21 protein-coding genes are annotated in these 21864 nt (G+C 72.2%); 9 read left to right on the forward strand and 12 right to left on the reverse strand.

Annotated elements, in window-relative coordinates:
- Positions 1 to 3: 3 nt before the first annotated feature.
- From ACQ9ZG_RS12355 to ACQ9ZG_RS12365, 3 genes are all read right to left on the reverse strand, one after another.
- Positions 4 to 294, reverse strand: coding sequence for a hypothetical protein (locus ACQ9ZG_RS12355; protein WP_499280479.1), 291 nt, complete (start codon positions 292 to 294; stop codon positions 4 to 6).
- 418 nt (positions 295 to 712) lie between these two features.
- Positions 713 to 3298 (reverse strand): ABC transporter permease, encoded by a 2586-nt coding sequence (locus ACQ9ZG_RS12360; RefSeq protein WP_499280480.1) that lies wholly within the window; start codon positions 3296 to 3298, stop codon positions 713 to 715.
- Entirely contained in the window at positions 3295 to 4083 is a 789-nt protein-coding gene (locus ACQ9ZG_RS12365; RefSeq protein WP_032780862.1) for an ABC transporter ATP-binding protein, read from the reverse strand. The genes ACQ9ZG_RS12360 and ACQ9ZG_RS12365 overlap by 4 nt, the downstream gene beginning before the upstream one ends.
- Positions 4084 to 4812: 729 nt before the next feature.
- On the opposite strand from ACQ9ZG_RS12365, the gene ACQ9ZG_RS12370 reads away from it, so the two are divergent.
- From ACQ9ZG_RS12370 to ACQ9ZG_RS12395, 6 genes are all read left to right on the forward strand, one after another.
- Positions 4813 to 6408, forward strand: a complete 1596-nt coding sequence (locus ACQ9ZG_RS12370; protein WP_078562600.1) for an MFS transporter — start codon at positions 4813 to 4815, stop codon at positions 6406 to 6408.
- 522 nt (positions 6409 to 6930) lie between these two features.
- Positions 6931 to 8805 (forward strand): ATP-binding protein, encoded by a 1875-nt coding sequence (locus ACQ9ZG_RS12375; RefSeq protein WP_499280481.1) that lies wholly within the window; start codon positions 6931 to 6933, stop codon positions 8803 to 8805.
- Between the two features lie 106 nt (positions 8806 to 8911).
- Positions 8912 to 9328: a roadblock/LC7 domain-containing protein gene (locus tag ACQ9ZG_RS12380; protein WP_018492802.1), complete on the forward strand. Its 417-nt coding sequence runs from the start codon at positions 8912 to 8914 to the stop codon at positions 9326 to 9328.
- Positions 9325 to 9678, forward strand: coding sequence for a DUF742 domain-containing protein (locus ACQ9ZG_RS12385; protein WP_053560921.1), 354 nt, complete (start codon positions 9325 to 9327; stop codon positions 9676 to 9678). The genes ACQ9ZG_RS12380 and ACQ9ZG_RS12385 overlap by 4 nt, the downstream gene beginning before the upstream one ends.
- On the forward strand, positions 9659 to 10273 hold the full coding sequence (locus ACQ9ZG_RS12390; protein ID WP_026238371.1) for a GTP-binding protein: 615 nt from the start codon (positions 9659 to 9661) through the stop codon (positions 10271 to 10273). Before ACQ9ZG_RS12385 ends, ACQ9ZG_RS12390 begins: the two co-directional genes overlap by 20 nt.
- A complete protein-coding gene (locus tag ACQ9ZG_RS12395) occupies positions 10270 to 11532 on the forward strand; it encodes a cytochrome P450 (RefSeq protein WP_109916253.1) in 1263 nt (420 codons plus the stop codon). The genes ACQ9ZG_RS12390 and ACQ9ZG_RS12395 overlap by 4 nt, the downstream gene beginning before the upstream one ends.
- 221 nt (positions 11533 to 11753) lie before the next feature.
- On the opposite strand, the gene ACQ9ZG_RS12400 is transcribed toward ACQ9ZG_RS12395, so the two are convergent.
- Positions 11754 to 12905 (reverse strand): cytochrome P450, encoded by a 1152-nt coding sequence (locus ACQ9ZG_RS12400; protein ID WP_018492798.1) that lies wholly within the window; start codon positions 12903 to 12905, stop codon positions 11754 to 11756.
- A gap of 280 nt (positions 12906 to 13185) precedes the next feature.
- Here ACQ9ZG_RS12400 and ACQ9ZG_RS12405 point away from each other — a divergent pair, with 280 nt between their 5' ends.
- Together ACQ9ZG_RS12405 and ACQ9ZG_RS12410 are read left to right on the forward strand one after the other, a co-directional pair.
- A complete protein-coding gene (locus ACQ9ZG_RS12405) occupies positions 13186 to 13482 on the forward strand; it encodes an ArsR/SmtB family transcription factor (protein ID WP_028417588.1) in 297 nt (98 codons plus the stop codon).
- On the forward strand, positions 13479 to 13868 hold the full coding sequence (locus tag ACQ9ZG_RS12410; protein WP_028417587.1) for a VOC family protein: 390 nt from the start codon (positions 13479 to 13481) through the stop codon (positions 13866 to 13868). The genes ACQ9ZG_RS12405 and ACQ9ZG_RS12410 overlap by 4 nt, the downstream gene beginning before the upstream one ends.
- A gap of 85 nt (positions 13869 to 13953) precedes the next feature.
- On the opposite strand, the gene ACQ9ZG_RS12415 is transcribed toward ACQ9ZG_RS12410, so the two are convergent.
- The gene (locus tag ACQ9ZG_RS12415; RefSeq protein WP_499280483.1) at positions 13954 to 15321 is read right to left on the reverse strand and encodes an MFS transporter; all 1368 of its coding nucleotides are present in this window, start codon (positions 15319 to 15321) and stop codon (positions 13954 to 13956) included.
- A 71-nt stretch (positions 15322 to 15392) separates the two neighbouring features.
- On the opposite strand from ACQ9ZG_RS12415, the gene ACQ9ZG_RS12420 reads away from it, so the two are divergent.
- Positions 15393 to 16457 (forward strand): GlxA family transcriptional regulator, encoded by a 1065-nt coding sequence (locus ACQ9ZG_RS12420; RefSeq protein WP_258312289.1) that lies wholly within the window; start codon positions 15393 to 15395, stop codon positions 16455 to 16457.
- A 40-nt stretch (positions 16458 to 16497) separates the two neighbouring features.
- On the opposite strand, the gene ectA is transcribed toward ACQ9ZG_RS12420, so the two are convergent.
- From ectA to ACQ9ZG_RS12455, 7 genes are read right to left on the reverse strand one after another with little or no spacing between them, the layout of a single operon-like run.
- A complete protein-coding gene (ectA, locus tag ACQ9ZG_RS12425) occupies positions 16498 to 17061 on the reverse strand; it encodes a diaminobutyrate acetyltransferase (RefSeq protein ID WP_109916530.1) in 564 nt (187 codons plus the stop codon).
- Positions 17058 to 17459, reverse strand: coding sequence for an ectoine synthase (locus ACQ9ZG_RS12430; protein ID WP_028417584.1), 402 nt, complete (start codon positions 17457 to 17459; stop codon positions 17058 to 17060). Before ACQ9ZG_RS12430 ends, ectA begins: the two co-directional genes overlap by 4 nt.
- A 48-nt stretch (positions 17460 to 17507) precedes the next feature.
- Complete coding sequence (locus ACQ9ZG_RS12435; protein WP_028417583.1) at positions 17508 to 17795, reverse strand: acyl carrier protein; 288 nt, start codon at positions 17793 to 17795, stop codon at positions 17508 to 17510.
- A gap of 6 nt (positions 17796 to 17801) precedes the next feature.
- Entirely contained in the window at positions 17802 to 19442 is a 1641-nt protein-coding gene (locus ACQ9ZG_RS12440) for an AMP-binding protein (protein ID WP_499280485.1), read from the reverse strand.
- Positions 19442 to 19885, reverse strand: a complete 444-nt coding sequence (locus ACQ9ZG_RS12445; RefSeq protein ID WP_109917278.1) for a hotdog fold domain-containing protein — start codon at positions 19883 to 19885, stop codon at positions 19442 to 19444. Before ACQ9ZG_RS12445 ends, ACQ9ZG_RS12440 begins: the two co-directional genes overlap by 1 nt.
- On the reverse strand, positions 19882 to 20301 hold the full coding sequence (locus tag ACQ9ZG_RS12450; protein ID WP_499280486.1) for a holo-ACP synthase: 420 nt from the start codon (positions 20299 to 20301) through the stop codon (positions 19882 to 19884). Before ACQ9ZG_RS12450 ends, ACQ9ZG_RS12445 begins: the two co-directional genes overlap by 4 nt.
- Before the next feature lie 23 nt (positions 20302 to 20324).
- Complete coding sequence (locus ACQ9ZG_RS12455) at positions 20325 to 21647, reverse strand: type III PLP-dependent enzyme (RefSeq protein ID WP_258312408.1); 1323 nt, start codon at positions 21645 to 21647, stop codon at positions 20325 to 20327.
- Positions 21648 to 21864 lie beyond the last annotated feature (217 nt).

The raw sequence follows: 21864 nt of genomic DNA on the forward strand, positions 1-21864 counted from the left end.
GCCCTAGTCCCAGCCGTTGACCAGCTTGCACACCTGGCCGGGCACGGATTCCGGCGGCAGCTGGCCGATGGCACCGGACTCCGTACAGACCAGCCGGGTGACGGGCTCGTGCTCACCGGCCGGCGAGGTCGGGGCGGCGGAGGCGACCGGGGCGGCGGGTGCGGTCTGCTGGGGCGCGGCGGCCGCCGCGGGTCCGGCCAGGAAGGTGACGGCGGCGAGGGCGGTCCCGGCGGTGAGGGCGGCGGCGGTACGGGGCGAGCGGCGCGGCTTCGGGTGGGGCGAAGTCCTGAACACGTTGTCCCCTTTCGGCGTTGGCGTCCGGGCCGGGGTGGGTCCCGGCACGGACGACGATGCCAGCGCGGGGCGGGGACGCAGAGGCGTAGTCGTGTCAGCTTGCTGCACACGGCGGCGACCGCGCGTGCAACAAGCTGACAGCGCTCACCGGTCTGGGAGAGCGCTGTCGGGGGAACGTGTTCGGCCCCGGGGCGTTTGGAGGAACACCCCGGGACCTGTCGGCCATCCTACGGTGAACACCGGCTGACCAGAGGCCAGTTGGGAGTCCGAGCGACGGTGACCCTACCGGTCGCCGCGTCGGCTACCGGGGCCCCGGCCGTCCGTCGCGGCCGTGGCGGCGAGCGCCTCGGGCGTCCACCGGCACGGCCGCGCGGAACCCCGGCCCGCCCGGCCGCGCCGGCTCCGTCCCGGCCGGGTCTCAGCCGTCCGTCGCGATGGCGTTGAGGACGTTCATCCGGCCGGCCCGGAAGGCCGGGACGAGGGCGGCGAAGAGTCCGACCAGCGCCGAGCAGGCGAAGACCGTGAGGATCGTCGGCCACGGGATCTCCAGGACCTCCAGCCCCTCCAGGGCCAGCAGCTTCTGGGCCGCCGTGCCCCAGCCCATCCCCAGGCCCAGTCCGAGCAGGGCGCCGAAGAGGGCGATGACCACGGACTCCAGCCGGATCATGCGGCGGAGCTGGCGGCGGGAGAGGCCGATGGCCCGCATGAGGCCGATCTCCCGAGTCCGCTCGACCACGGAGAGGGCGAGCGTGTTCACCACACCGAGCACCGCGACGATGATCGCGAGGGCGAGCAGGCCGTAGACGATGTTCAGCAGCTGGCCGATCTGGTTCTTCAGGTCCTCCTTGAAGTCGGCCTGGTTCTGCACCTTGTAGACCGGGTACTCCGCGAGGGCGCTCTTGAGGGCCGCGTACGCCTCCTTCTCCTTGCCCTCCTCGGCCTTGCCGAACATCGCCACGTTCTGCGGCATCTTGTCGGCGGGCATGTAGGAGGTGGCCGTGGTGATGTCGGTGTACATCGCGCCGCGGTCGATGTTGGTGTCGTCGGAGGTGATGGCCGCGACCTTCAGCCGCGCGGTCTCCCCGGCGGCGAAGGCGACCGTGAGGGTGTCCCCGACCTTGACGCCGTGCTTCTCCGCGTAGTCCTCGCCGACGGACATGGCGTTCTTCCCGTACGCCTGGGCGAGGTCGCCGGAGAGCGCGGTGCGGCGGACGTCCTTCTGATAGGTGGGGTCGGTGGCGGTGATGCCCTCGTCGGCCGTCCTGCCGTCGGGCGTGGTGACCTTCGCCTTGAGGTAGGTGTAGTCCGTCATGTGCTCCAGGCCGGGCACGGCGCGCAGGGCCTCGGCGGCCTGGGGCACGATCGGCCGTCCCGCGCCGCTGTCCTGGACGATGAAGTCGGCGCCGACCGACTTGTCCAGCTCCTCGGTGGCCGAGGCCACCATGGAGGAGCCGACGACGGAGAGGCAGGCCACCAGGGCGAGCCCGATCATCAGGGCCGCGCCGGTCGCCCCCGTGCGCCGGGGGTTGCGCAGCGCGTTGCGCTCGGCCAGCCGGCCGACCGGGCCGAAGAGCCGCAGGACGACCACGCTGAGGGCGCGGACGACGACTCCGGCCAGCAGCGGGCCGATCACGACGAAGCCGATGAGCGTCAGCAGCACCCCGATGGCGAGGAGCCCCGAGCCCTCGGTGGCCTTGTCGGCCTGCGCGGTCGCCCACAGGGCGGCACCGCCGGCCGCGGTGAGGAGCAGCCCGATCCCGGCGCGGACCCGGCCGGAGCTGCCGTCGGCGGGGGTCCCGGCGTCGCGGAGGGCGGCCATCGGGGAGACCTTGCCGGCCCGGCGGGCCGGGATGTAGGCGGCGAGGACGGTGACGACGACACCGAGCACGAGGCCGGTGACGGGGGTCGTCCAGGCGATGGTGAGGTCCCGGGTGGACAGCTCCATGCCCACGGCGCTCATCAGCTTCATCAGCCCGACGGCGAGCCCGATACCGGCGGCGACCCCGAGGACCGAGCCGACGATGCCGAGGAGGACCGCCTCCAGCAGCACGGACCGGTTGACCTGCTTGCGGCTAGAGCCGATGGCCCGCATCAGACCGATCTCGCGGGTCCGCTGGGCGACCAGCATCGAGAAGGTGTTGACGATGAGGAAGATGCCGACGAGGAAGGCGATCCCGGCGAAGCCGAGCATCGCGTACTTCATGACGTCCAGGAAGGCGCCCATGTCGTCCTTGTTGGCGTCGGCGGCCTCCTGCTGGGTCTGGAGCCTGTACGCGGCGGAGCCGTCGAGGGCCGCGGCCACGTTCTTCTTGAGCTGGGTGTCGCTGACGCCGCTCTCGGCGGTCACCAGGATCTGGGTGAAGACGTCGGGGGCGCCCAGCAGGTGCTTCTGGGCGGTGGCCGTGTCGAGGTAGACGATGGCCGCGCCCGGGTTGGTGACGGTGAAGGAGGCGATGCCGCTGATCTTCGCCCTGATGTCACCGGTGACGGCGATGGTGCGCAGCTCGTCACCGATCGTGAGCCGGTGCTTCTTCGCGGTGTCGGCGTCGACCATCACCTCGGTGGGGCCACGGGGCGCGTGTCCGGAGGTGATCTCCATCGAACGCAGGTCGTTCTGCGTCCAGTTGCTCGCGATGGTGGGGGCGCCGGTCTCGGAGCCCATGTTCTTGTTGTCGCTGTCGACGACGGTGACCGCCATGGAGAAGGCGGCGCCCTCGGCCCGCTTCACCCCCTCGGCCTTCCCGACCTGCTGGACCAGCGAGGCGGGCAGGGTGGCGGGCTTGCCGTCGATGGGCTGCTCGTCGCTCTCCCCGGCGTTCTTCGGGCTGACCGTCACGTCCGGGGAGGAGATGGTGAAGAGCTTGTCGAAGGTGGTGTTCATCGTGTCGGTGAAGACGAGCGTGCCGCAGACGAACGCCACGGAGAGCAGCACCGCCACCGCGGAGAGGGCCATGCGGCCCTTGTGCGCGAAGAAGTTGCGCAGGGAGGTCTTCCAGACGGTCATGACGTCCGCCCACGGGCGTCGAAGTGCTTCATGCGGTCGAGGACCTGGTCCGCCGTCGGGTCGTACATCTCGTCGACGATGGAGCCGTCGGCGAGATAGAGGACCCGGTCCGCGTAGGAGGCGGCGACGGGGTCGTGGGTGACCATGACGATGGTCTGGCCCAGCTCGTCGACCGATCTGCGGAGGAAGGAGAGGACTTCGGCGCCGGCCCGGGAGTCGAGGTTTCCGGTGGGCTCGTCACCGAAGATGATGTCCGGCTTGGCGGCGAGCGCCCGGGCGACCGCCACGCGCTGCTGCTGGCCGCCGGAGAGCTGGGTGGGGCGGTGCTTGAGGCGCTCCGCGAGCCCGACGGTCTCCACGACCTGGCGCAGCCACTCGGCGTCCGGCTTGCGGCCCGCGATGTCCATGGGCAGCGTGATGTTCTCGATCGCGTTGAGCGTCGGGAGCAGGTTGAACGCCTGGAAGATGAAGCCGATCCGGTCGCGCCGGAGCTGGGTGAGCTTCTTGTCCTTGAGCTTGGTGATCTCGGTCTCGTCGAGGAAGATCTCGCCCGACGTCACCGTGTCGAGACCGGCCAGGCAGTGCATCAGCGTCGACTTGCCGGAGCCGGACGGGCCCATGATCGCCGTGAACTGCCCGCGGGCGATGTCCACATCGACATGGTCGAGCGCGACGACCCGGGTCTCCCCGCTGCCGTACGCCTTGACGACCTGCCGCGCTCGCGCCGCGACGGCCGTACGCCCTCCAGTGCCCCCGTGCCTGGGAATGGTTACAGCCGATGTCACGGTATGTCTCCTATGTCGAACGATGACTGGACGTCGCTGCTTTACGTTTCTCAGTCTGGATTCAGGTGACCGTCCGGCGCGATGGTGCCCAGCGCAGTCTTGAGGTGGGGTTTTCCCCACCCTCCCCCCTGCTGTGCTCCGCAGGTGCGACGTAAGAACAGGTTAAGGAAACGGCCTCGCACGCCACGTCCTCCGCCGGGAGGAAGGGGCCCTGGCCACTATGAGGGGGTGCCCCCTAGGGGGAGTCGTTCTCCGGGCGGAGACGGGGTCAGGGTCGCCCCCCGTCCCGCTGCCCGACGGCGTGCGCCGCCCCCGTCCCGCTGCCCAGCGGCGTGCGCCGCCTCCCCGCCGTCCCGCCCCGGACCGGCTCCCCGCCCGAGCTGCGCATCCGACCGCCAGGAGGCACAAGAGCCGGGGAGCCGAGGCCCCTTGGGCGCGAGGCCCCAGCAGATCGCAGCCCCCCGGCGGCCCGGGAATCCCGCGAAAGCCCCCGCTCCCGCCGCCGGGATGAGACAGTGCCCCCGGAGATACGTGCATAGGGAAGGAAAACCGGTGGGCGGCACGGACGGCGAGCACAGGACGCACGGAACGGCCGGCCCGGGCAGCCCCGGTACCACGGACGGCCCCGGCAGCCGCAGCACCACGGACGGCCCCAACGACCCCGGCGGTCCCACCGCCCCCCGCACCCCGGACGGCCCCGACGACCCCGCCGCCCCGGGCGACGCCCCCATAACCGCGTCCGGATCCGAGCCGCCACCGGCAGCGCCCGCCACCGCCCTCACCACGTCCGGGCCGCCGCCATCCGCACCCGCCGCCCTCACCACCCCCCGCGGCCGCCGCCCCGTCGTCGCCGCCCTCATGCTCGGCATGGCGCTGGCCGCCATCGACGGCACCATCGTCTCGACCGCCGTCCCGCAGATCGTCGGGGACCTCGGCGGGTTCGCCGTCTTCTCCTGGCTCTTCTCCGGCTATCTGCTCGCCGTCACCGTCACGCTCCCGGTGTACGGGAAGCTCTCCGACACCTTCGGCCGCAAGCCGGTCCTCATCGCCGGGATCGTCCTCTTCCTCGTCGGCTCCCTGCTCTGCGCCCTCGCCTGGAACATGGGCGCGCTCATCGCCTTCCGCATCGTCCAGGGGCTCGGCGGCGGCGCCCTCCAGGGCACCGTCCAGACCATCGCCGCCGACCTCTACCCGCTGAAGGAACGCCCCCGCATCCAGGCCAAGTTGTCCACGGTCTGGGCCACTTCGGCGGTCGCCGGGCCCGTGGTCGGCGGGCTGCTCGCCGGGTACGCCGACTGGCGGTGGATCTTCCTGATCAACCTGCCGGTCGGCGCACTCGCCCTCTGGCTGGTCGTGCGCCACCTCCACGAGCCCGCACGCCCCCGGCCGACGGCCCGGCCCCGTATCGACTGGGCGGGCGCCCTCGGCGTCTTCGCCACCGGGACCCTGCTGCTCACCGCCCTCGTGCAGGGCGGGGTCGCCTGGCCCTGGCTCTCGGCGCCCTCGCTCGGCCTGTTCGCGGCGAGCGCGGCGCTGGCCGCCCTGACCGTGGCCATCGAACGGCGCGCGGCCGAACCGATCATCCCGGGGTGGGTCTGGCGCCGCCGCACCATCGCCTCGGTCAACCTGGCGCTCGGCGCGATGGGGCTGCTGATGGTGGCGCCGACCGTCTTCCTCCCCACGTACGCGCAGTCGGTGCTCGGCCTCGGCCCGATCGCCGCCGGCTTCGTGCTCTCCGTGATGACCCTGAGCTGGCCGGTCTCGGCGGCCCTCTCCGACCGGGTCTACAACCGCATCGGCTTCCGCCTGACCGCCATCATCGGCATGAGCGCCGCCCTGCTGGTCCTGCTGGCCTTCCCCCTCCTCCCCTACCCCGGCGAACCCTGGCAGCCCGCCCTGATCATGCTGCTCCTCGGCGCGGCCCTCGGCCTCTTCCAACTCCCTCTGATCGTGGGCGTGCAGTCGACCGTGGGGTGGGCGGAGCGGGGTACGACGACGGCGTCCGTCCTCTTCTGCCGCCAGGTCGGCCAGAGCGTCGGAGCGGCCCTCTTCGGCGCCGTCGCCAACGGTGTGCTGGCCGCCCGGCTCCTCGACGCCCCCGCCCCCGGCCTCCCCGACGACCTGGACGCGGTCGCCCGCGCCCTGGAGGACCCGGGCGCGCTCCCGGCGGCGGCCACGGACCATCTGCGGCGGGCGGTGGACGCGGCGGTGGACCACGTCTACATCGGCGCGGCGGGTGCGGCGGCCCTCGCCCTGCTCGCCCTCGTCGTCCTCGCCCCGCGCCGCTTCCCGGTCATCACGGAGCCGGAGGACCGGCGGTCCTGAGGCCCGCCCGGGGCGGCGCTCCACGGCTGTCCGGGGCGGCACCCTCCCGGCATTTACACGAGTCAGCAGAGGGGGACCAATAGCCCGTGAATTTCTTGCAGATTGACTGAAAAGACAACCCTCGTAAGAGTCAACGCCCCGCGCATATCGCGCTTTCGCCCGAATACTCGGGCGGCCGTTACGCCCTTCCCGCACGCACCGCCGGACCTGCCGAAGCGCACTTGTCCTTGCATTTCGGCCTTCTCCGCAGGGTGTACCACTCATCGCGCAACGAACGCGCTGCGGTGCACAGTTCACGACAATCTTGTCCTGCCCCCGGACTATGCCGCTCAGCAGATCACTGCGTGCTCCAGGATGGCTACGATGAGGTCGCTGCCCGCCGGACAGGGGCCTCTCCCGCCTCACCTCACTCCCCCCATCTCCGTGGTCAGGGCTCCCGGGGCGGCTCACACCTTCTGCTCGGCATGAACTGAGGGACCCGCACCGATGCCCAAACCAGAACCCCCCACACCGCGGCGACCGATGAAGGCACCGAGGGCCGTCCCCGCCCCGGTCTGGGCCCTGCCGGCGCTGAGCGCGGTGGCAGGGCTCGTGGCCCTCGTGCTGGCACCGCAGGGCACGCGCGGCTGGACCGCGGCCGTCACCGTCACCGCCTGGGTGATCCTGGCCGCGGCCCTCGCCACGGCGCACCGGCTCGTCCGGCAGGCGCAGCGGACGGCCACCGAGCGGATCGTCGAGGCCGACCGGCTCAAGGCGTCGACGGCCGCCCTCGAAGCGGACGCGGCCCACACGTCCGACGTGGCGCTGCCCGCCGTGGTCAGGCTGGTGCGCGGCGGCTGGAACACCGCCGCCGCCCTCGACCAGGTGCCCCCGCCGCGCAGCCAGCGCCACCGCAAGCTGCTGCACATCGTCGCCGCCACCGTCGAGGAACAGGGCCAGCAGGCCGCGTCGTTCCAGGCCGCCAACGCCCAGCTGCGCGAGGAGCTGGGAACGGAGATCGCGCGGCTCCGCGAGGAGCTGGAGGCCATGACCGCGCAGGTGGAACGGTTCACCAGGGAGACACTGCCGTCGGTGACCGCCCGGCTCCGCGCGGGGGAGACCGGCGCCTCGGTGCGGGCCGAGACCGTGCTGCCCGACCACCCGCTGCTGAGGACGTCGGCCGAGTCGGTGGTCCGCGAACTCGCGCTCAGCGAACGCCGCGCCCTGGCCGCCCAGACCGCCTCCGCCAAGGCCCTCAGCCGCGTCCAGGCGAAGGCCGTGAGCATGCTCGCCGACCTGCGCTCCATGCAGGAACGTCACGGCGAGGAGGTCTTCGGCGACCTGCTGAAACTGGACCACAGCACCTCGCAGCTCGGCCTGATGACGGACCGGCTGGCCCTGCTGATGGGCGGACGGCCCAGCCGCGCCTGGAACAGGCCGATCGTCATGGAGAGCATCCTGCGCGGCGCGGTCGGCCGCATCGCCGCCTACCAGCGGGTTCGGCTGCACTGCTCGTCCACCGCCGCCATCTCCGGCTTCGCCGCCGAGAGCGTCATGCACCTCCTGGCCGAACTGATGGACAACGCCGCCAACTTCTCGCCGCCCATCGACGAGGTCCACGTCTACGTCGAGGAACGCGGCACCGGCATCGTCGTCACCATCGAGGACAGCGGTCTGAAGATGGCCGACGCCGCCATGCGCCGGGCGGCGGACTCCGTCTCCGGACGGCTGACCGACCTCGCCACCCTCCAGGGCACCCGGCTCGGCCTGGCCGTCGTCGGACAGCTGGCGCTGAAGCACCGGATCAGCGTCAACTACCGCCCGTCCTCCCGCGGCGGCACGGGCGTGGTCGTCCTGCTGCCCCGTCAGCTCATCGCCCAGCAGAACCTCGAGGACCACCAGAGCCCGGGCCTGCCGACCACAGCGGCGACGCTTCCGAACCGTCCCCCGGCCGCGGCCGCCTCCGTGCCGCCGCCCGCCACCTCGGTGACACCCCCCGCCGGCACGGCCCTGCGGTCCCTCCCCGCGCCCGCGACGCCCCCGGACCTCACCCCCGTACCCCTGACTCACCCGGACCACGCACCGGCCGCGCACGGGCCCGCGGACCACCTCCCGGAGTACGTGCGGGAGCCGGCCCGCCCGGTGGAGCCGGTGGCGCCGCCGGTCCGCTCCGCGGCCCCGTCCACGCCCAACGGCCTCCCCGTGCGCACCCCCGGCCGGACCATGGGCGAGGCCGAGCGGGAGCGCGGCCGCCACCGGGCCGCCCCCGCCTCCCCGTCCCCGGCGGACGGCGGCGCCCCGAAGGCCCCGCCGCGCACCGCGGCCCAGCAGTTCGGCGCCTTCCAGCGCGGCCGCCGCCCCCAGGCGGACCCCGCCGCCCCGGACGGCCCGGCCGCACCGCCCCCCGGCGCCCCGTAGCGCCACTCCCCCGTGTCCGGCGCACCGGACGCCCCCGCTCGAACCGTCCGAGATTGGAGGTACGGGCCGACAGCCGGCCTACCGGCCCGCACGGTCCCGCCACATCATGCAGACCACAGACACCAGCCTCACCTGGCTCCTGCAGAGGCTGCTGGAGCAGACCCCCGGAACGCGTCACGCCCTGGCCCTGTCACGGGACGGGCTGAAGCTCTGCTGGACCGAACACCTCACCCTGGACCAGGCGGACCAGCTCGCCGCCATCTGCTCCGGCATGCAGGCCCTGGCCCAGGGGGCATCGATCGAGTTCGGGGACAGCACCGGGGGCGTGCGGCACTCCATGACCGAGTTCCACGGCGGTCTGCTCTTCATCGTCGAGGCCGGCGAGGGCGCCCATCTCGCCGTGGTCGCCTCCGAGGAGGCGGACCCGAGCGTGGTGGGCCACCAGATGACGCAGATGGTCGAGCAGATCGGCGACCATCTGCGGGCCGCGCCACGGGGCGGGGCGCCCGGGGGCCGGTCATGACCCTCCGGCCCGTCGACACCGGGTCCCCCGACCGGCTCTACACGGTCACCGGGGGACGCAGCCGGGCCGTGGACTCCTTCGACCTGGTGACCCTCGTCGTCGCCGAGTCCCGGCCCACCACGGGCATGCAGTCGGAGCACGTCCGCATCCTCGAACTCTGCCGGCACCCCACGGCCGTCGTCGAGATCGCCGCGGAGCTCTCCCTCCCCGTCACCGTGGTGCGCATCCTCCTCGACGACCTGCACACCGCGGGCCGGATCACCGCCCGCCACCCCCGGACCGCGGCCGCCGCCGCACTGCCCGATTCCGAGCTGCTGATGGAGGTGCTCCATGGACTCCGTAGGCTCTGAACTGCCCGCTCAGCGCACACCGCTGCCGGACGCGGCGGAGACCGGACTGAAGATAGTCGTCGTCGGAGGGTTCGGTGTGGGCAAGACCACCCTCGTCCACTCGGTGAGCGAGATCCGCCCGCTCAACACCGAGGAGCTGATGACGCAGGCCGGCGTCGGGGTCGACGAGACCAGTGGGGTCGACGGGAAGACGACCACCACGGTGGCGTTCGACTTCGGGCGCATCAGCCTCAACGAGCGGATGGTGCTCTACCTCTTCGGCGCCCCGGGCCAGAAGCGGTTCTGGTTCCTGTGGGACCGGCTGTTCTCCGGCACCCTGGGGGCCGTGGTCCTGGTGGACACCCGCCGGATGGACGACTCCTGGTACGCGATCGACCGGCTGGAGCACCACGGGACCCCGTTCGTGGTGGCGGTCAACCGGTTCGACCACGACACCACGTACTCCCTCGACGAGATCCGCCAGGCCCTGGCCCTGCCCCCGCACGTCCCCATGGTCGACTGCGACGCCCGGGTCCGGACCTCCAGCAAGAACGTGCTGATCACCCTCGTCGACCATCTGCGCACCATGGCCCTCGCCCGGGAGGCGACCGCATGAGCACGTCCAGCCCCGCCTTCGATCCCGCCACCGCCCCCGGCTGCCCGGCCGGCCGGGGCGCGGTGCGGCTCTCCGGCACCTCCTACCAGCAGACGCCCACCGAGCTGTACCGCTCGCTGCGGTCGGAACACGGCGCGGTGGCCCCGGTGCTGCTGGACGCGGACATCCCCGCCTGGCTGGTGCTCGGCTACGCGGAGCTGTCCTACGTCACCGAGCACGACGAGCTGTTCGCCCGGGACTCCCGCCGCTGGAACCAGTGGGAGAACATCCCCGCCGACTGGCCGCTGCTCCCCTACGTCGGCTACCAGCCGTCGGTGCTCTTCACCGAGGGCGACGAGCACCGGCGCCGGGCCGGGGTGATCACCGAGGCGCTGGAGACGGTGGACCAGTTCGAGCTGGCCCGCGACTGCCGGCACATCGCCGACCAGCTCATCTCGGCCTTCGCCGGGAGCGGCCGTACCGAGCTGATGAGCCAGTACGTGCACGCGCTGCCGATGCGGGCGGTGGTCCAGCTGTGCGGCATGCCCCTCTCGGGCGACGACACCGCGCAGCTCGTCGACGACCTGCGCGTCTCCCTGGACGCCGGTGAGGGCGAGGACCCGGTGGCCGCCTACGGGCGGGTGGGCGACCGGCTGCGGCAGCTGGTCCAGGAGCGGCGCGCGGCCCCCGGCCCCGATGTCGCCTCCCGGCTGGTCACCCATCCGGAGGGGCTGACGGACGAGCAGATCGTCCAGGACCTGATCTCGGTGATCGCCGCCGCCCAGCAGCCCACGGCCAACTGGATCTGCAACACGCTCCGGCTGCTGCTGACGGACGAGCGGTTCGCGCTGAACGTCTCCGGCGGCCGGCTCAGCGTCGGTGAGGCGCTCAACGAGGTGCTGTGGCTGGACACCCCGACGCAGAACTTCATCGGCCGCTGGGCCGTCCGGGACATCCAGCTCGGCGGACGGCACATCCGGGCCGGTGACTGCCTGGTGCTGGGGATCGCCGCCGCCAACACCGACCCCGAGATCTGGCCGGAGTCGTACGTCGGCGCCGAGAACGCGGCGCACCTGTCCTTCAGTAACGGCGAGCACCGCTGCCCCTACCCGGCGCCGCTGCTGGCGGACGTGATGGCCCGTACGGCGGTGGAGACGCTGCTGGAACGGCTGCCGGACCTGATGCTCGCGGTGGAGCCGGAGGCGCTGCGCTGGCGGCCGTCGGTCTGGATGCGGGGGCTGTCGGAGCTGCCGGTGGTCTTCAGCCCGGTTTCGCAGTAGGGATCTTGGGCTTGAGGGGCCCGAGGCTTGAGGGCCTCGGGCGGCCGACGCACGCGCTCCGGGCACGGCGGACCTGAGGCGTGCGGGCAGCCGACGTACGCGCTCCGGGAACCGACGGACCTGAGGGGTGCAGGCGGCCGACCGTACGCGCTCCGGGCACAGGCGGATCTGAGGGGTGCGGGCGGCCGGAGGCGTGTTCCGGCCGCCCGCACCCCTCCCGGTCAGCCGGAGATCGGGGTGAACCGGACCGGCAGGCTCTGCGGCCCCCGGGTGAAGACCCCGTGCTCGACCGGGTCGAAGCCGTCGGCCAGGCGGATGTCGGGCATGGCGTCCAGCAGTTGGCCGACCCCGATCTCCACCTCGGCCTTGGCCAGCAGAGCGCCGACGCAGAAGTGGCGGCCCAGGGCGAAGGCCAGATGGTCGGCCGCCGCCGAGAAGGCGTTGGTCGCGGCCAGGTCCTCGCGGAAGATGTCGAAGGAGTCGGGGTCCCGGTAGCGATTCCCGTCCCGGTTGGCGGCGCCGATGAGACAGGTGACCGTGGCGCCCGCCGGTACGGTGCCGCCGCTCAGGGCGACCTCGGTGGTCGACTGCCGCATGATCATGTGGACCGGTGGCGTGTAGCGCAGGGTCTCCGCGAAGGCCCGCGATATCAGCTCGCGGTCGGCCCGGACGGCCGCCAGCTGGTCCGGGTGGCGGAGCAGGTTGGCGAAGATGGCCGCGATGGCCTTGTCGGTGGTCTCGCCCCCGGCCGCCAGGAGCAGGCTGCAGAACGCCTTGATGTCCTCGTCGCTCATCCGCACGCCGTCGACCTCCGCCGTGCACAGGACGGACAGCAGGTCGTTCCCCGGAGCCTCGCGCCGCTCACGGATGATCGGCAGCATGTACTCGGCGAACTCCACCCGCGTGCGTTCGCCCGCCCGGATGACTTCCTGGTCGCCCGAGAGATTGCCGAGAAAGGCGATGACGGCGGTGTACCAGCCGTGGAACCGGTCGTAGTCGGACTTGTCGAGCCCCAGCATGTCCGCGATGACGTTCACCGGGAATCGGCTGGCGTAGTCGGTGACCAGGTCGACGGACCCGGTGGTACGGAACCGGTCGATCAGCTCGCGCGAATTGCGCTCGATGACCGGTAAAAAGGTGTCCCGGAGATCGCTGCCCCGGAAGGCGGGGGCGACCAGGGCCCGCCGCACGGCGTGCTCGCGCCCGCTGAGCTGGAGAATCGTCCGGCCGTGCACCGGCTCGATCTGCCAGTCGTAGTTTTCCGTACTGAACTCGCCTTTTTTGTCCTTGAAGACGCGCTCGACGTCCTCATAACGCGAGATGATGTAGCTGTTCGTGGCTTCGTGCCAGATGAGTGGCTCGTCATCACGCATCCGCCGATACGCCCGATAAGGGTCCCTCTCGAACTCTGGCGACAGAATGTCCGGTGTTCGGACCGTCATGACCACTCCTTTGCGCGGAGAACGGGTATCGCGAGGTGCAGCCCCCATTCAGCTCGCACCGGCAGGTATATGCAAGAGCCACCGGTCAGGAAATCCCCGGGCATCGCCCACGGCGGAATGCGGGCGCACGCCCGCCCGGCTCGCCCCGGTTTCGCCGGGCGGGGGGCGAGAGCCCTTGATAGGCAAGTGAACACTTGCCTATGGTGGCGTCATGGCGGAGGATGACGTCTTCAGGGCACTGGCCGACCCCACGCGTCGGCGCATTCTCGACGAGCTGGCCGAACGCGACGGCCAGACCCTGTTCGAGATATGCGCGCGCCTGGTGACCAGGCACGGCCTGGGACTGTCCCGTCAGGCGGTCAGCCAGCACCTGGCCGTGCTGGAGTCGGCGGGCCTGGTCGCCACCCGGCGCCAGGGCCGCTACAAGTTCCACGACCTCGACACCGGCCCCCTCCAGCACATCGCCGACCGATGGCTGAGACCCGAGACACCGGAGAGCACCCCATGAGAATCCATCTGACCAGCGTCTTCGTCGACGACCAGGAGAAGGCCCTGCGGTTCTACACGGATGTCCTGGGCTTCGAGAAGAAGCACGACATCCCGATGGGCGGCGAGGACCGGTGGCTGACCGTGGTCTCGCCGGAGGACCCCGACGGCACCGAACTGCTGCTGGAACCCGACAAGCACCCCGCCGTGAAGCCGTACACGAGCGCGCTGGCCGAGGACGGCATCCCGGCCGCCTCCTTCGCCGTGGACGACGTACCGGCGGAGTTCGACCGGCTGCGCGCGCTCGGCGTGCGCTTCACCCAGGAGCCCCTGGCGATGGGGCCCGTCACCACCGCCGTCCTGGACGACACGTGCGGCAACCTGATCCAGGTCGTCCAGGGCGGGTGACCCCGGCCGCCGCCTCCGCCCGGCCGTCGTCCCCGGCACCCACGATCCGCGGCCGGGGACGACGGCCGAACCGCTCCACGGGCGTCTACGGCTGACGCCTGCCGGGGGGCACCTGCGCGGGGGCCCGGTCCCGGTCCCCGGCCGAGGCGTCCGACGGGGAGGGGGACGGGGTCCGGTAGCCGTGCGCGGGGGCGCGGCGGATGGTCAGCGAGACCAGGGCCGCGAGCGCGCACGCGGCGCCGAGGAGCAGCCAGACCGGGTCGTAGCTGCCGAAGGCGTCCCGGGCCGCGCCGCCGAGGAAGGCGGCCAGGGCCGCGCCGACCTGGTGGGCCGCGTTGACCCAGCCGAAGACGATGGCGCTGTCGTCCCCGTAGAAGGTGCGGCAGAGCGCGATGACCGGCGGGACGGTGGCCAGGTCGAGGAGGCCGAAGGCGACCACGAAGACCATCATCGCCGGGTTGACGGTTGCGGCCATCATCAGCGGGAGCAGCACCAGCAGCACCCCGCGCAGGGCGAAGTAGACGGCGAGCAGCCTGCGGGCGTCCTTGCGGTCGGTGAGCCAGCCGGAGGCGATGGTGCCGAAGACGTTGAAGACGCCGATGAGGGCGAGCAGGGTCGACGCGGTGGTGATGGCCATGCCGTGGTCGTGGGCGGCCGGGGTGAAGTGCGTCCACATGATGCCGTTGGTGGTGGCCCCGCAGATCGCGAAGGCTCCCGCGAGCAGCCAGAACGGTTTGGTGCGGGCCGCGTCGCGCAGCACGGCGAGGGTGCGCCGGGCGACCCCGCCGACGGGCGGTGGCTTCGGGACGAACTCCGTGCTGCCGTACGGGCTCCGGCCGATGTCGGCCGGGTGGTCGCGCAGCACCAGCCAGATGACGGGCGTGACGGCCAGCGCGACGAGCGCGAGGGTGACGAGGGCCGGCCGCCAGTCGTAGTGGTCGATGGTCCAGGCGAGCGCGGGCAGGAACACCATCTGCCCGAAGACGCTGCCCGAGGAGAGGATCCCGGTGACCAGGCCGCGCCGGGTGGTGAACCAGCGGTTGGTGACCGTGGCGCCGAAGGCCATGGCCATGGAGCCGGTGCCCAGGCCGACGAGGAAACCCCAGAAGAGGGTGAACTGCCAGGGTGCGGTCATCACGGTGGTGAGGAGCGACCCGGCGGCGACGGTGCCGAGCGCGGCGACGACCACCCGGCGGATGCCGAAGCGGTCCATCAGGGCGGCGGCGAACGGCGCGGTGAGCCCGTAGAGGACCATGTTCACCGCCGAGGCGACCCCGATCGTCCCGCGCGACCAGTGGAACTCCTGCTGGAGCGGGTTCATGAGGATGCCGGGCATCGTGGAGAAGGCGCCCGCGACGACGATGGCGAGCGCGGCGGCACCGGCCACCCACCACGCGCGGTGGATCCCCCGGGGCCGGGGCGCCTCGGTGTTTCCGGTCGTTTCTTCGTCCATGTTCCTCATCCTCGGCAGGTCGGCGATCATCCACCACTGGCCAGCTGGACATGGAGTGAAACAATCTGGCCATGGCGACAGGGAGCGGAAAGCAGGAGCGACCGGGACAGGAAGCGCAATCCGACCACCCGGTGCACCGGGTGGTCACGCTGGTCCGTCCGGGGCTGCTGCCGATGGAGCTGGGCATCGTCCACCGGCTGTTCGGCACGGCGCTCGACGCCACCGGCCGCCCGCTGTACTCGGTGGTGACCTGTGCCGTCGAACCCGGCGAGATCCCCACGGACGCGGACTTCACGGTGAACGTGCGCCACGGTCCCGAGGCGCTGGAGAGCGCCGACACCGTGCTCGTACCGGCGGCCGTGGAGGACTACGGACCCCAGGAGCGCGGCCGGGTCCCGGAACCGGTGCGCCGGGCACTCGCCCGGATCCCGGCAGGGGCCCGGGTGGCGTCGATCTGCACGGGCACGTTCGTCCTGGCCGCGGCCGGGCTGCTCGCGGGGCGGCGGGCGACGACGCACTGGAAGTCCTGCGACGAACTGCGCACGCTCTACCCGGAGGTCGACGTCGACCCGGACGTCCTCTACACGGACGACCGCGACGTCCTCACGTCGGCGGGCGTCGCCGCCGGAATCGACCTCTGTCTGCACATGATCCGCAGCGACCACGGCAGCGAGACCGCCAACGCCGTCGCCCGGCGCACCGTCGTCCCCCCGCACCGGGACGGCGGCCAGGCCCAGTACATCGAGCAGCCCGTCCCCGAACCCGGTGCCAGCCCGACGGCCGCCGCCCGCACCTACGCCCTGCGCCACCTGGGCGAGCCGCTGGCACTGGAGGACCTGGCCCGGGAGGCGGCGGTCAGCGTACGGACGCTCAGCCGCCGCTTCCTCCAGGAGACCGGCCAGACCCCGATGCGCTGGCTGGCCGCCCAGCGGCTGCACCACGCCCGGCACCTCCTGGAGCGGACGGACCAGCCGGTGGACCGGATCGCCGCGGCGGCCGGCTTCGGTACGGGCACGGCGATGCGCCTCCACTTCCGCGAGGCCCTCGGGGTCTCGCCGCGCGCGTACCGCACCACCTTCCGCGGGACCGGGGAGGAGACCGGAACGGGGACGGCGGCGGAGACCGGAGCGGGGTGACGCGGTACGCGACGCCGGGCCGGCCCTCGGCCCGGCCCGCTCACCCCGCCCGTGGGGCGAGCGGGCCGATCCGGTACAGCACCTCGTCGTGGTGCTCGCCCGGGAAGAGGTCGCCGGGGAAGAGGACCCGGGTCTCCACCTCGGCCGCGTACCGCTTCGCGACCTTCTTCAGCACCATGATGATGGCCTTGTTGTCGGCGGAGACGGTGGCCTCGATGAAGCGCGCCCCCTGCTCCACGGCCCGGTCGGCGGCCCGTTCGAAGAGCTGCACACCGAGCATCGGGATGCCGTGCCGGGGCCGTACCGCCTCCTGCCACACCAGATAGGTGTCCGGTTCGTCGGGCCGGACGTACCCGGTGAGGAAGCCGATGACCTCGTCGTCCACGGTGGCCACGAGCGAGGTGGCGGCGAAGTCCCGGCACCAGAGCGCGTAGTAGTACGGGCTGTTGTTGTCCAGCTCGTCGGCCCCGTCGACCAGTTCCCAGAGCGCGGGCGCGTCCTCGACGCGCGGGGTCCGGAACTCCGGCCGGACACGGGCGGCGGAGGCGGTGGTTCCGGCGGAGGAAGCGGGAGTTCCGGTGGAGGAAGCGGCGGGGGCGGTCATACGGCCTCCTCCGTGAGCAGCGGGTAGACCCCGTCGGCGTCGTGGTCCTCGCGCCCGGTGACCGGCGGGTTGAACACGCAGACGAAGCGGGAGTCGGTCCGGGGCCGCAGCGTGTGCTTCTCGTGCCCGTCGAGCAGATACATGGTGCCCGGGGTGATCACGTGCGTCTCCCCGGTCTCGTCGTTCGTCAGCTCGCTCTCGCCCTCGACACAGAGGACGGCCTCGATGTGGTTGGCGTACCACATGGACGTCTCCGTACCCGCGTACACCGTGGTCTCGTGGAGCGAGAACCCGACACCCTCCCGGGCGAGCACGATGCGCTTGCTCTCCCAGGTGCCGGACCTGGACCTGACGTGCCGGTCGGTGTTCTCGATGTCCTTGAAGGAGCGGACGATCATGACGGTTTCTTCCTTCCCTCGGCTGATGGAACGGCTACGACGCGGTGGTCAGGCGGCCTGCCCGGAACCCCGCCGCCCCGCCTGCTCGCCCGCGAGCTGGGCGAGCGCGAAGTCGGTGAAGGTGTCGACGGTCTCGAAGTCGTCGGCGTCCAGCTCCTCGGGATCGACCTCCAGGCCGAGCGAGTCCTCCAGCTCCATCAGCATCTCCAGCATCGTGGTGGAGTCGAGGTGCAGATCGTCGAAGAGCCGTGTCCCGCCCCGCAGTTCGGTCACGGGCCGGTCGAGCACCGTGCTGAGCGCGGTCTCCAGAGCGGTGGTCACATCGGTGCGGTCCATACGTGTTCATCCCTTCCGGTCGGTCGTTACGGAGTCGTCGGCTCCGGCTTCTGTACGGGTACGGGCACGGGTGCCGTCCCGGCCACCGGCACCGGCACCGGCACCGGCACCGGCATCCACAAGGTCGGCGAGCGCGCGCCGGTCGACCTTGCCGTTGCCGTTGGTGGGCAGCGCCGCCACGGGGACGCAGCGGCGCGGGATCTTGTACTCCTCGATGAACCCGCGCATCCGGTCCAGGAGGTCGGCCGGGTCCAGCGGGGTCACCGCGACGAGCACGGCCCGGCCGCCGGTCCGGGGCCCCGGTGTCAGCACCGCCGCCTCGGCCACCTCGGCCACGCGCCGGGCGGCGGCCTCCACCTCGGTGGCGCTGACCCGGAAGCCGCGCTCCTTGTAGAGGTCGTCGCGGCGCCCGGAGAAGTACAGGTAGCCGTCCTCGTCGAGCCACCCGTAGTCCCCCGTACGCAGCTCGGGGAAGAGGCCGTCGGCGCGGGGGAACCGCTCGGCGGTCAGCTCCGGCCGCCGCCAGTACCCGGCCATGACGTGCGGGCCGCGCACCACGAACTGGCCGACCTCGCCCGGCGGCAGCCGCGTCCCGTCCTCGTCGACGGCGACGACCTCGGTGCCGGGCAGGGCCCGCCCCGACGAACCGGGCCGCTCCAGATCCCCGTCGGGCGGCATGATCGTGGTCCGCTTGCACTCGGTCAGCCCGTACATGAGCTGGACCCTCAGCGTGGGAATCGCCTCCCGCAGCGCGGCGACCGTGCCCGGGTCCAGGGCGGCCCCGGTGTTGGTGAGCAGCCGCAGCCGGGGCGGCCGCCGGGCCCGGCGCACCAGCCACGCCAGCCGGTCGGTGACGGACGGAACGGAGGCCAGCACCGTGGCCCCGCTCCGCTCCAGGCTCCGCAGCAGCGGCGGCCCGGCCTCGGCGACGCTGCCCAGGTGCAGCCGGGCCCGGGCGAGGAACGTCAGGAACACCTGGTAGAGGCCGTAGTCGAAGGAGAGCGGCAGCGGGCTGTGGACGACGTCGTCCGCGCGGTAGCCGAGGCTGCTGTGGATGGCGCGGGCGGCGAAGAGCATCTGCTGGTGGGTGCAGACGACGGCCTTGGGGAGCGAGGTCGTTCCGGAGGTGTAGATGAGGCAGGCCCCGTCCACGGGCAGCGGCCCGTCCGCGCGGAGCGGCCCGTCTCCGGGGAGCGGCCCGTCTCCGGGGAGCGGCCCGTCTCCCGACTCGCCCGGGTCCGGCGCTGGTTCGTTCAGGGACCGCGGTGCCAGGACCCGTACACCGTGGGCCGCCGCCGTCGCGGCCGCTTCCGGGTCGTCGGTGACCATCACGGCCGGTTCGCAGTCGGTCAGCACGTGTTCCAGCGGCCGGCCGCGGACCTGCTCGTGCAGGACGCTGAAGAGGGCGCCCGTCCGGGACACGGCGTGTACGGCGACGGCGGCGGCGAGCGGGTCGGGCGTGGAGACCACCACCCGGCCGCCCCGGCGCACCCCCTCGCGGCGCAGCCGGTGCGCGGCGGTGACGGTGGCCGCCGCCAGTTCGCCGTACGTCAGTGAGCCGGTGGCGGACGTGAGGGCGACCCGGTCGCCGGGCACGGCCGCCGCGGCCTCGTCGAGCAGGGTGTGCAGGACGTCGGTGCCGGACATCAGCGGACTCCCTTCGCCGTGGGGGTCTTCCGGGGGACGACGGTCGTGGCGCGGGCCGTGCAGACCGTGACCGGCTCCGGGAGTACGGCGGCGGAGCTGGGGCCGTCGTCGGTGGCGGCGATCACCTTGCGGGCCGTCAGCTCCACGAACCGCCGCAGCTTGGTGGAGCGGACGACGCGTCCGGTCGCCTCGATGTAGTCGCCGGGGTGGACCGGGGCGGTGAAGCGGATGTCGGCGTACTCGGTGAGGAGCCCCTCGTCGCCGTCGCTGCGGATGGTGACCTCGGTGACCAGATCGCCGAACAGCCGCAGGATGCGGGCTCCGTCGACGAGCCCGCCGCCGTAGTGCGCCTCCTCCTGGCCGATCCTGACGCGCAGGCCGACCGTGAGCGGTTCGGGTCCGGGTTCGCCACCGGTCCGTTCGACGTCGTTCGTGGGGGTCACGAGCCCCTCCTTTCCTCTTCGTCGTGGGTGCGGGGGATGTCGTCGCGGGGGATGTCGTCGCGGGGGACGGTGAGCGCCACGGCCGCGACCGCGTCGCCCTTGTGGGTGATCGAGATCAGGACGGTGGTGCCGGGTGCGGCCTCCGCCGCCGAGCCGCGCAGCTCCACGTGCGGGGCTCCACCCGCGGCGCGGCCCACGAGGATGTCGCGCGGGGCGACGCCCTGGAACAGCCCCCGGCCGAGCGCCTTGAGCACGGCCTCCTTGGCGGCGAACCGCCCGGCCAGATACTCCTGGCGCCGCCGTCCGGTCAGCCGGTGGGCCCGCTCGATCTCCTCGGGGGCGTAGCAGTACCGCAGGAACCAGCGGCGGGTGGTGAGCCGGTCCAGTTCGGTGCGGTCGAGCAGATCGAGGCCCACGCCCGTCGGGCCGGACCCGCCGTTCACCCTGCGGCCGGCGGGTCGAGTCCGACCAGGTGCTGACGGGCTAGCAGGTCCTCGGGGGTGTCCCGGTCGCGTACGAGGTGGGCGCGGCCCGCGTGGACCAGGACCTCGGCCGGATAGCCGTGGCTGAGGAAGAGACCGGGCGAGGCGGTGGGTCCGTAGGCGCCGGACCGCTCGACGCCGAGCAGGTCACCGGGGACCACCTCGGGAAGGGCTGCCCGCTTCACCACGGTGTCGTTGGGGGTGCAGAGGGGGCCGGTGACCGTGTAGGTGCGGTCGGCCGGGGCGTGGGGGCGGCCCAGGTGGCGTACGGGAAAGTTCCGCTTGACGAAGCTCCCGATGCCGACGGCAGCCATGTGGTGGTGGGTGCCCCCGTCCGCGACGACGAACGACTCGCCGGACGACTCCTTCACGTACAGCGCGCGGGTCACATAGGTGCCGGCGCGGGCGGTGAGATAGCGGCCGAGTTCCATGATGAGACGGCAGCCGGGGTGGCGTTCACGGAATTCCGTGACGGGGCCGGTCAGCCCCTTTCCCAGGGCGTCGGCGTCGAGATCCTCCTCGTTCTCGAAGTAGGCGACTCCGAGACCGCCGCCGAAATCCACCGTGTCGAGACGGATCCGCAGATCGGCGGCGAGGCTCTCCGCCATGGCGAGAATGTTCTCGGTGTTCGCCACGATGTCCTCGTGGTGCAGGAAACGCGTTCCCATATAGGCGTGGAATCCCACCACCTCGACCCGGCGGAGGGTGTCGAGCAGCGGGCGGCACGCCCTGACCTGCTCCTCGTCGATGCCGAACTGGCGGGGTTTGCCGCCCATCGCCAGCCCGGAACCCTTGCTGGCGAAGGCCGGGTTGACCCGCAGCAGCGCACGGACGGGGGCCGTGCCTCCGTGCCCGTCCGCGATCCGGTCGAGCAGCCGCAGCTCGGCGAAGGACTCGCAGACCACGGCGTGGATCCCGGCCTCCAGGCAGGCGACCAGGTCGGCGCGGGTCTTGCCGGGGCCGAGGAAGACGATGTCCCCGGGGTCGACTCCGGCGCGCAGCGCGGTGGTGAGTTCGGCGGCGGAGGAGACTTCGGCGCCCGCCCCGGCGCGGTGCAGCACGGCGCAGACGCTGATGTTGGGATTGGCCTTGAGCGAGTAGAGGACGTCGACGCCGGCCGGGAGCACGTCCCGCAGCTCTCTCAGGGTGGTGGACAGGATGTGGGCGTCGTAGACGAAGAACGGGGTTCCGTGCTCTTCCGCGATGGCGGTGTAGGGAATTCCTTGTATTTCCGCCCCGACGGACTCGGATTCGCCGGAATGCACATGGTGCTCGGACAAGCAGCCCTCCCGGATCAGACATGGATTCGCCCGCCGGATCGGAGATCGGAGATCGCGGATCAGAGATCGGAGACCGGAAATCCGAGGAACCGGAACGGTGCGAACTTTCTGTTGCTCTCGGGTACTGCCGAAACCCTAGGGGACGGAGGGGCGGACGGAAGGAGCGGCCAGGGGGAATGAGACATTCCGGAAGGGCGCCGCACCGTCCGCGCGAGGA

The organism is Streptomyces araujoniae (assembly GCF_050871195.1).
Lineage (GTDB): Bacteria > Actinomycetota > Actinomycetes > Streptomycetales > Streptomycetaceae > Streptomyces > Streptomyces bacillaris.

Coding starts and splice junctions, on each gene's coding strand:
- ACQ9ZG_RS12360 (WP_499280480.1), bottom strand. CDS start 3,298: ATGACCGTCTGGAAGACCTCCCTGCGCAACTTCTTCGCGCACAAGGGC.
- ACQ9ZG_RS12375 (WP_499280481.1), top strand. CDS start 6,931: ATGAAGGCACCGAGGGCCGTCCCCGCCCCGGTCTGGGCCCTGCCGGCG.
- ACQ9ZG_RS12380 (WP_018492802.1), top strand. CDS start 8,912: ATGCAGACCACAGACACCAGCCTCACCTGGCTCCTGCAGAGGCTGCTG.
- ACQ9ZG_RS12385 (WP_053560921.1), top strand. CDS start 9,325: ATGACCCTCCGGCCCGTCGACACCGGGTCCCCCGACCGGCTCTACACG.
- ACQ9ZG_RS12390 (WP_026238371.1), top strand. CDS start 9,659: ATGGACTCCGTAGGCTCTGAACTGCCCGCTCAGCGCACACCGCTGCCG.
- ACQ9ZG_RS12395 (WP_109916253.1), top strand. CDS start 10,270: ATGAGCACGTCCAGCCCCGCCTTCGATCCCGCCACCGCCCCCGGCTGC.
- ACQ9ZG_RS12400 (WP_018492798.1), bottom strand. CDS start 12,905: ATGCGTGATGACGAGCCACTCATCTGGCACGAAGCCACGAACAGCTAC.
- ACQ9ZG_RS12405 (WP_028417588.1), top strand. CDS start 13,186: ATGGCGGAGGATGACGTCTTCAGGGCACTGGCCGACCCCACGCGTCGG.
- ACQ9ZG_RS12410 (WP_028417587.1), top strand. CDS start 13,479: ATGAGAATCCATCTGACCAGCGTCTTCGTCGACGACCAGGAGAAGGCC.
- ACQ9ZG_RS12415 (WP_499280483.1), bottom strand. CDS start 15,321: ATGGACGAAGAAACGACCGGAAACACCGAGGCGCCCCGGCCCCGGGGG.
- ACQ9ZG_RS12420 (WP_258312289.1), top strand. CDS start 15,393: ATGGCGACAGGGAGCGGAAAGCAGGAGCGACCGGGACAGGAAGCGCAA.
- ectA (WP_109916530.1), bottom strand. CDS start 17,061: ATGACCGCCCCCGCCGCTTCCTCCACCGGAACTCCCGCTTCCTCCGCC.
- ACQ9ZG_RS12430 (WP_028417584.1), bottom strand. CDS start 17,459: ATGATCGTCCGCTCCTTCAAGGACATCGAGAACACCGACCGGCACGTC.
- ACQ9ZG_RS12435 (WP_028417583.1), bottom strand. CDS start 17,795: ATGGACCGCACCGATGTGACCACCGCTCTGGAGACCGCGCTCAGCACG.
- ACQ9ZG_RS12440 (WP_499280485.1), bottom strand. CDS start 19,442: ATGTCCGGCACCGACGTCCTGCACACCCTGCTCGACGAGGCCGCGGCG.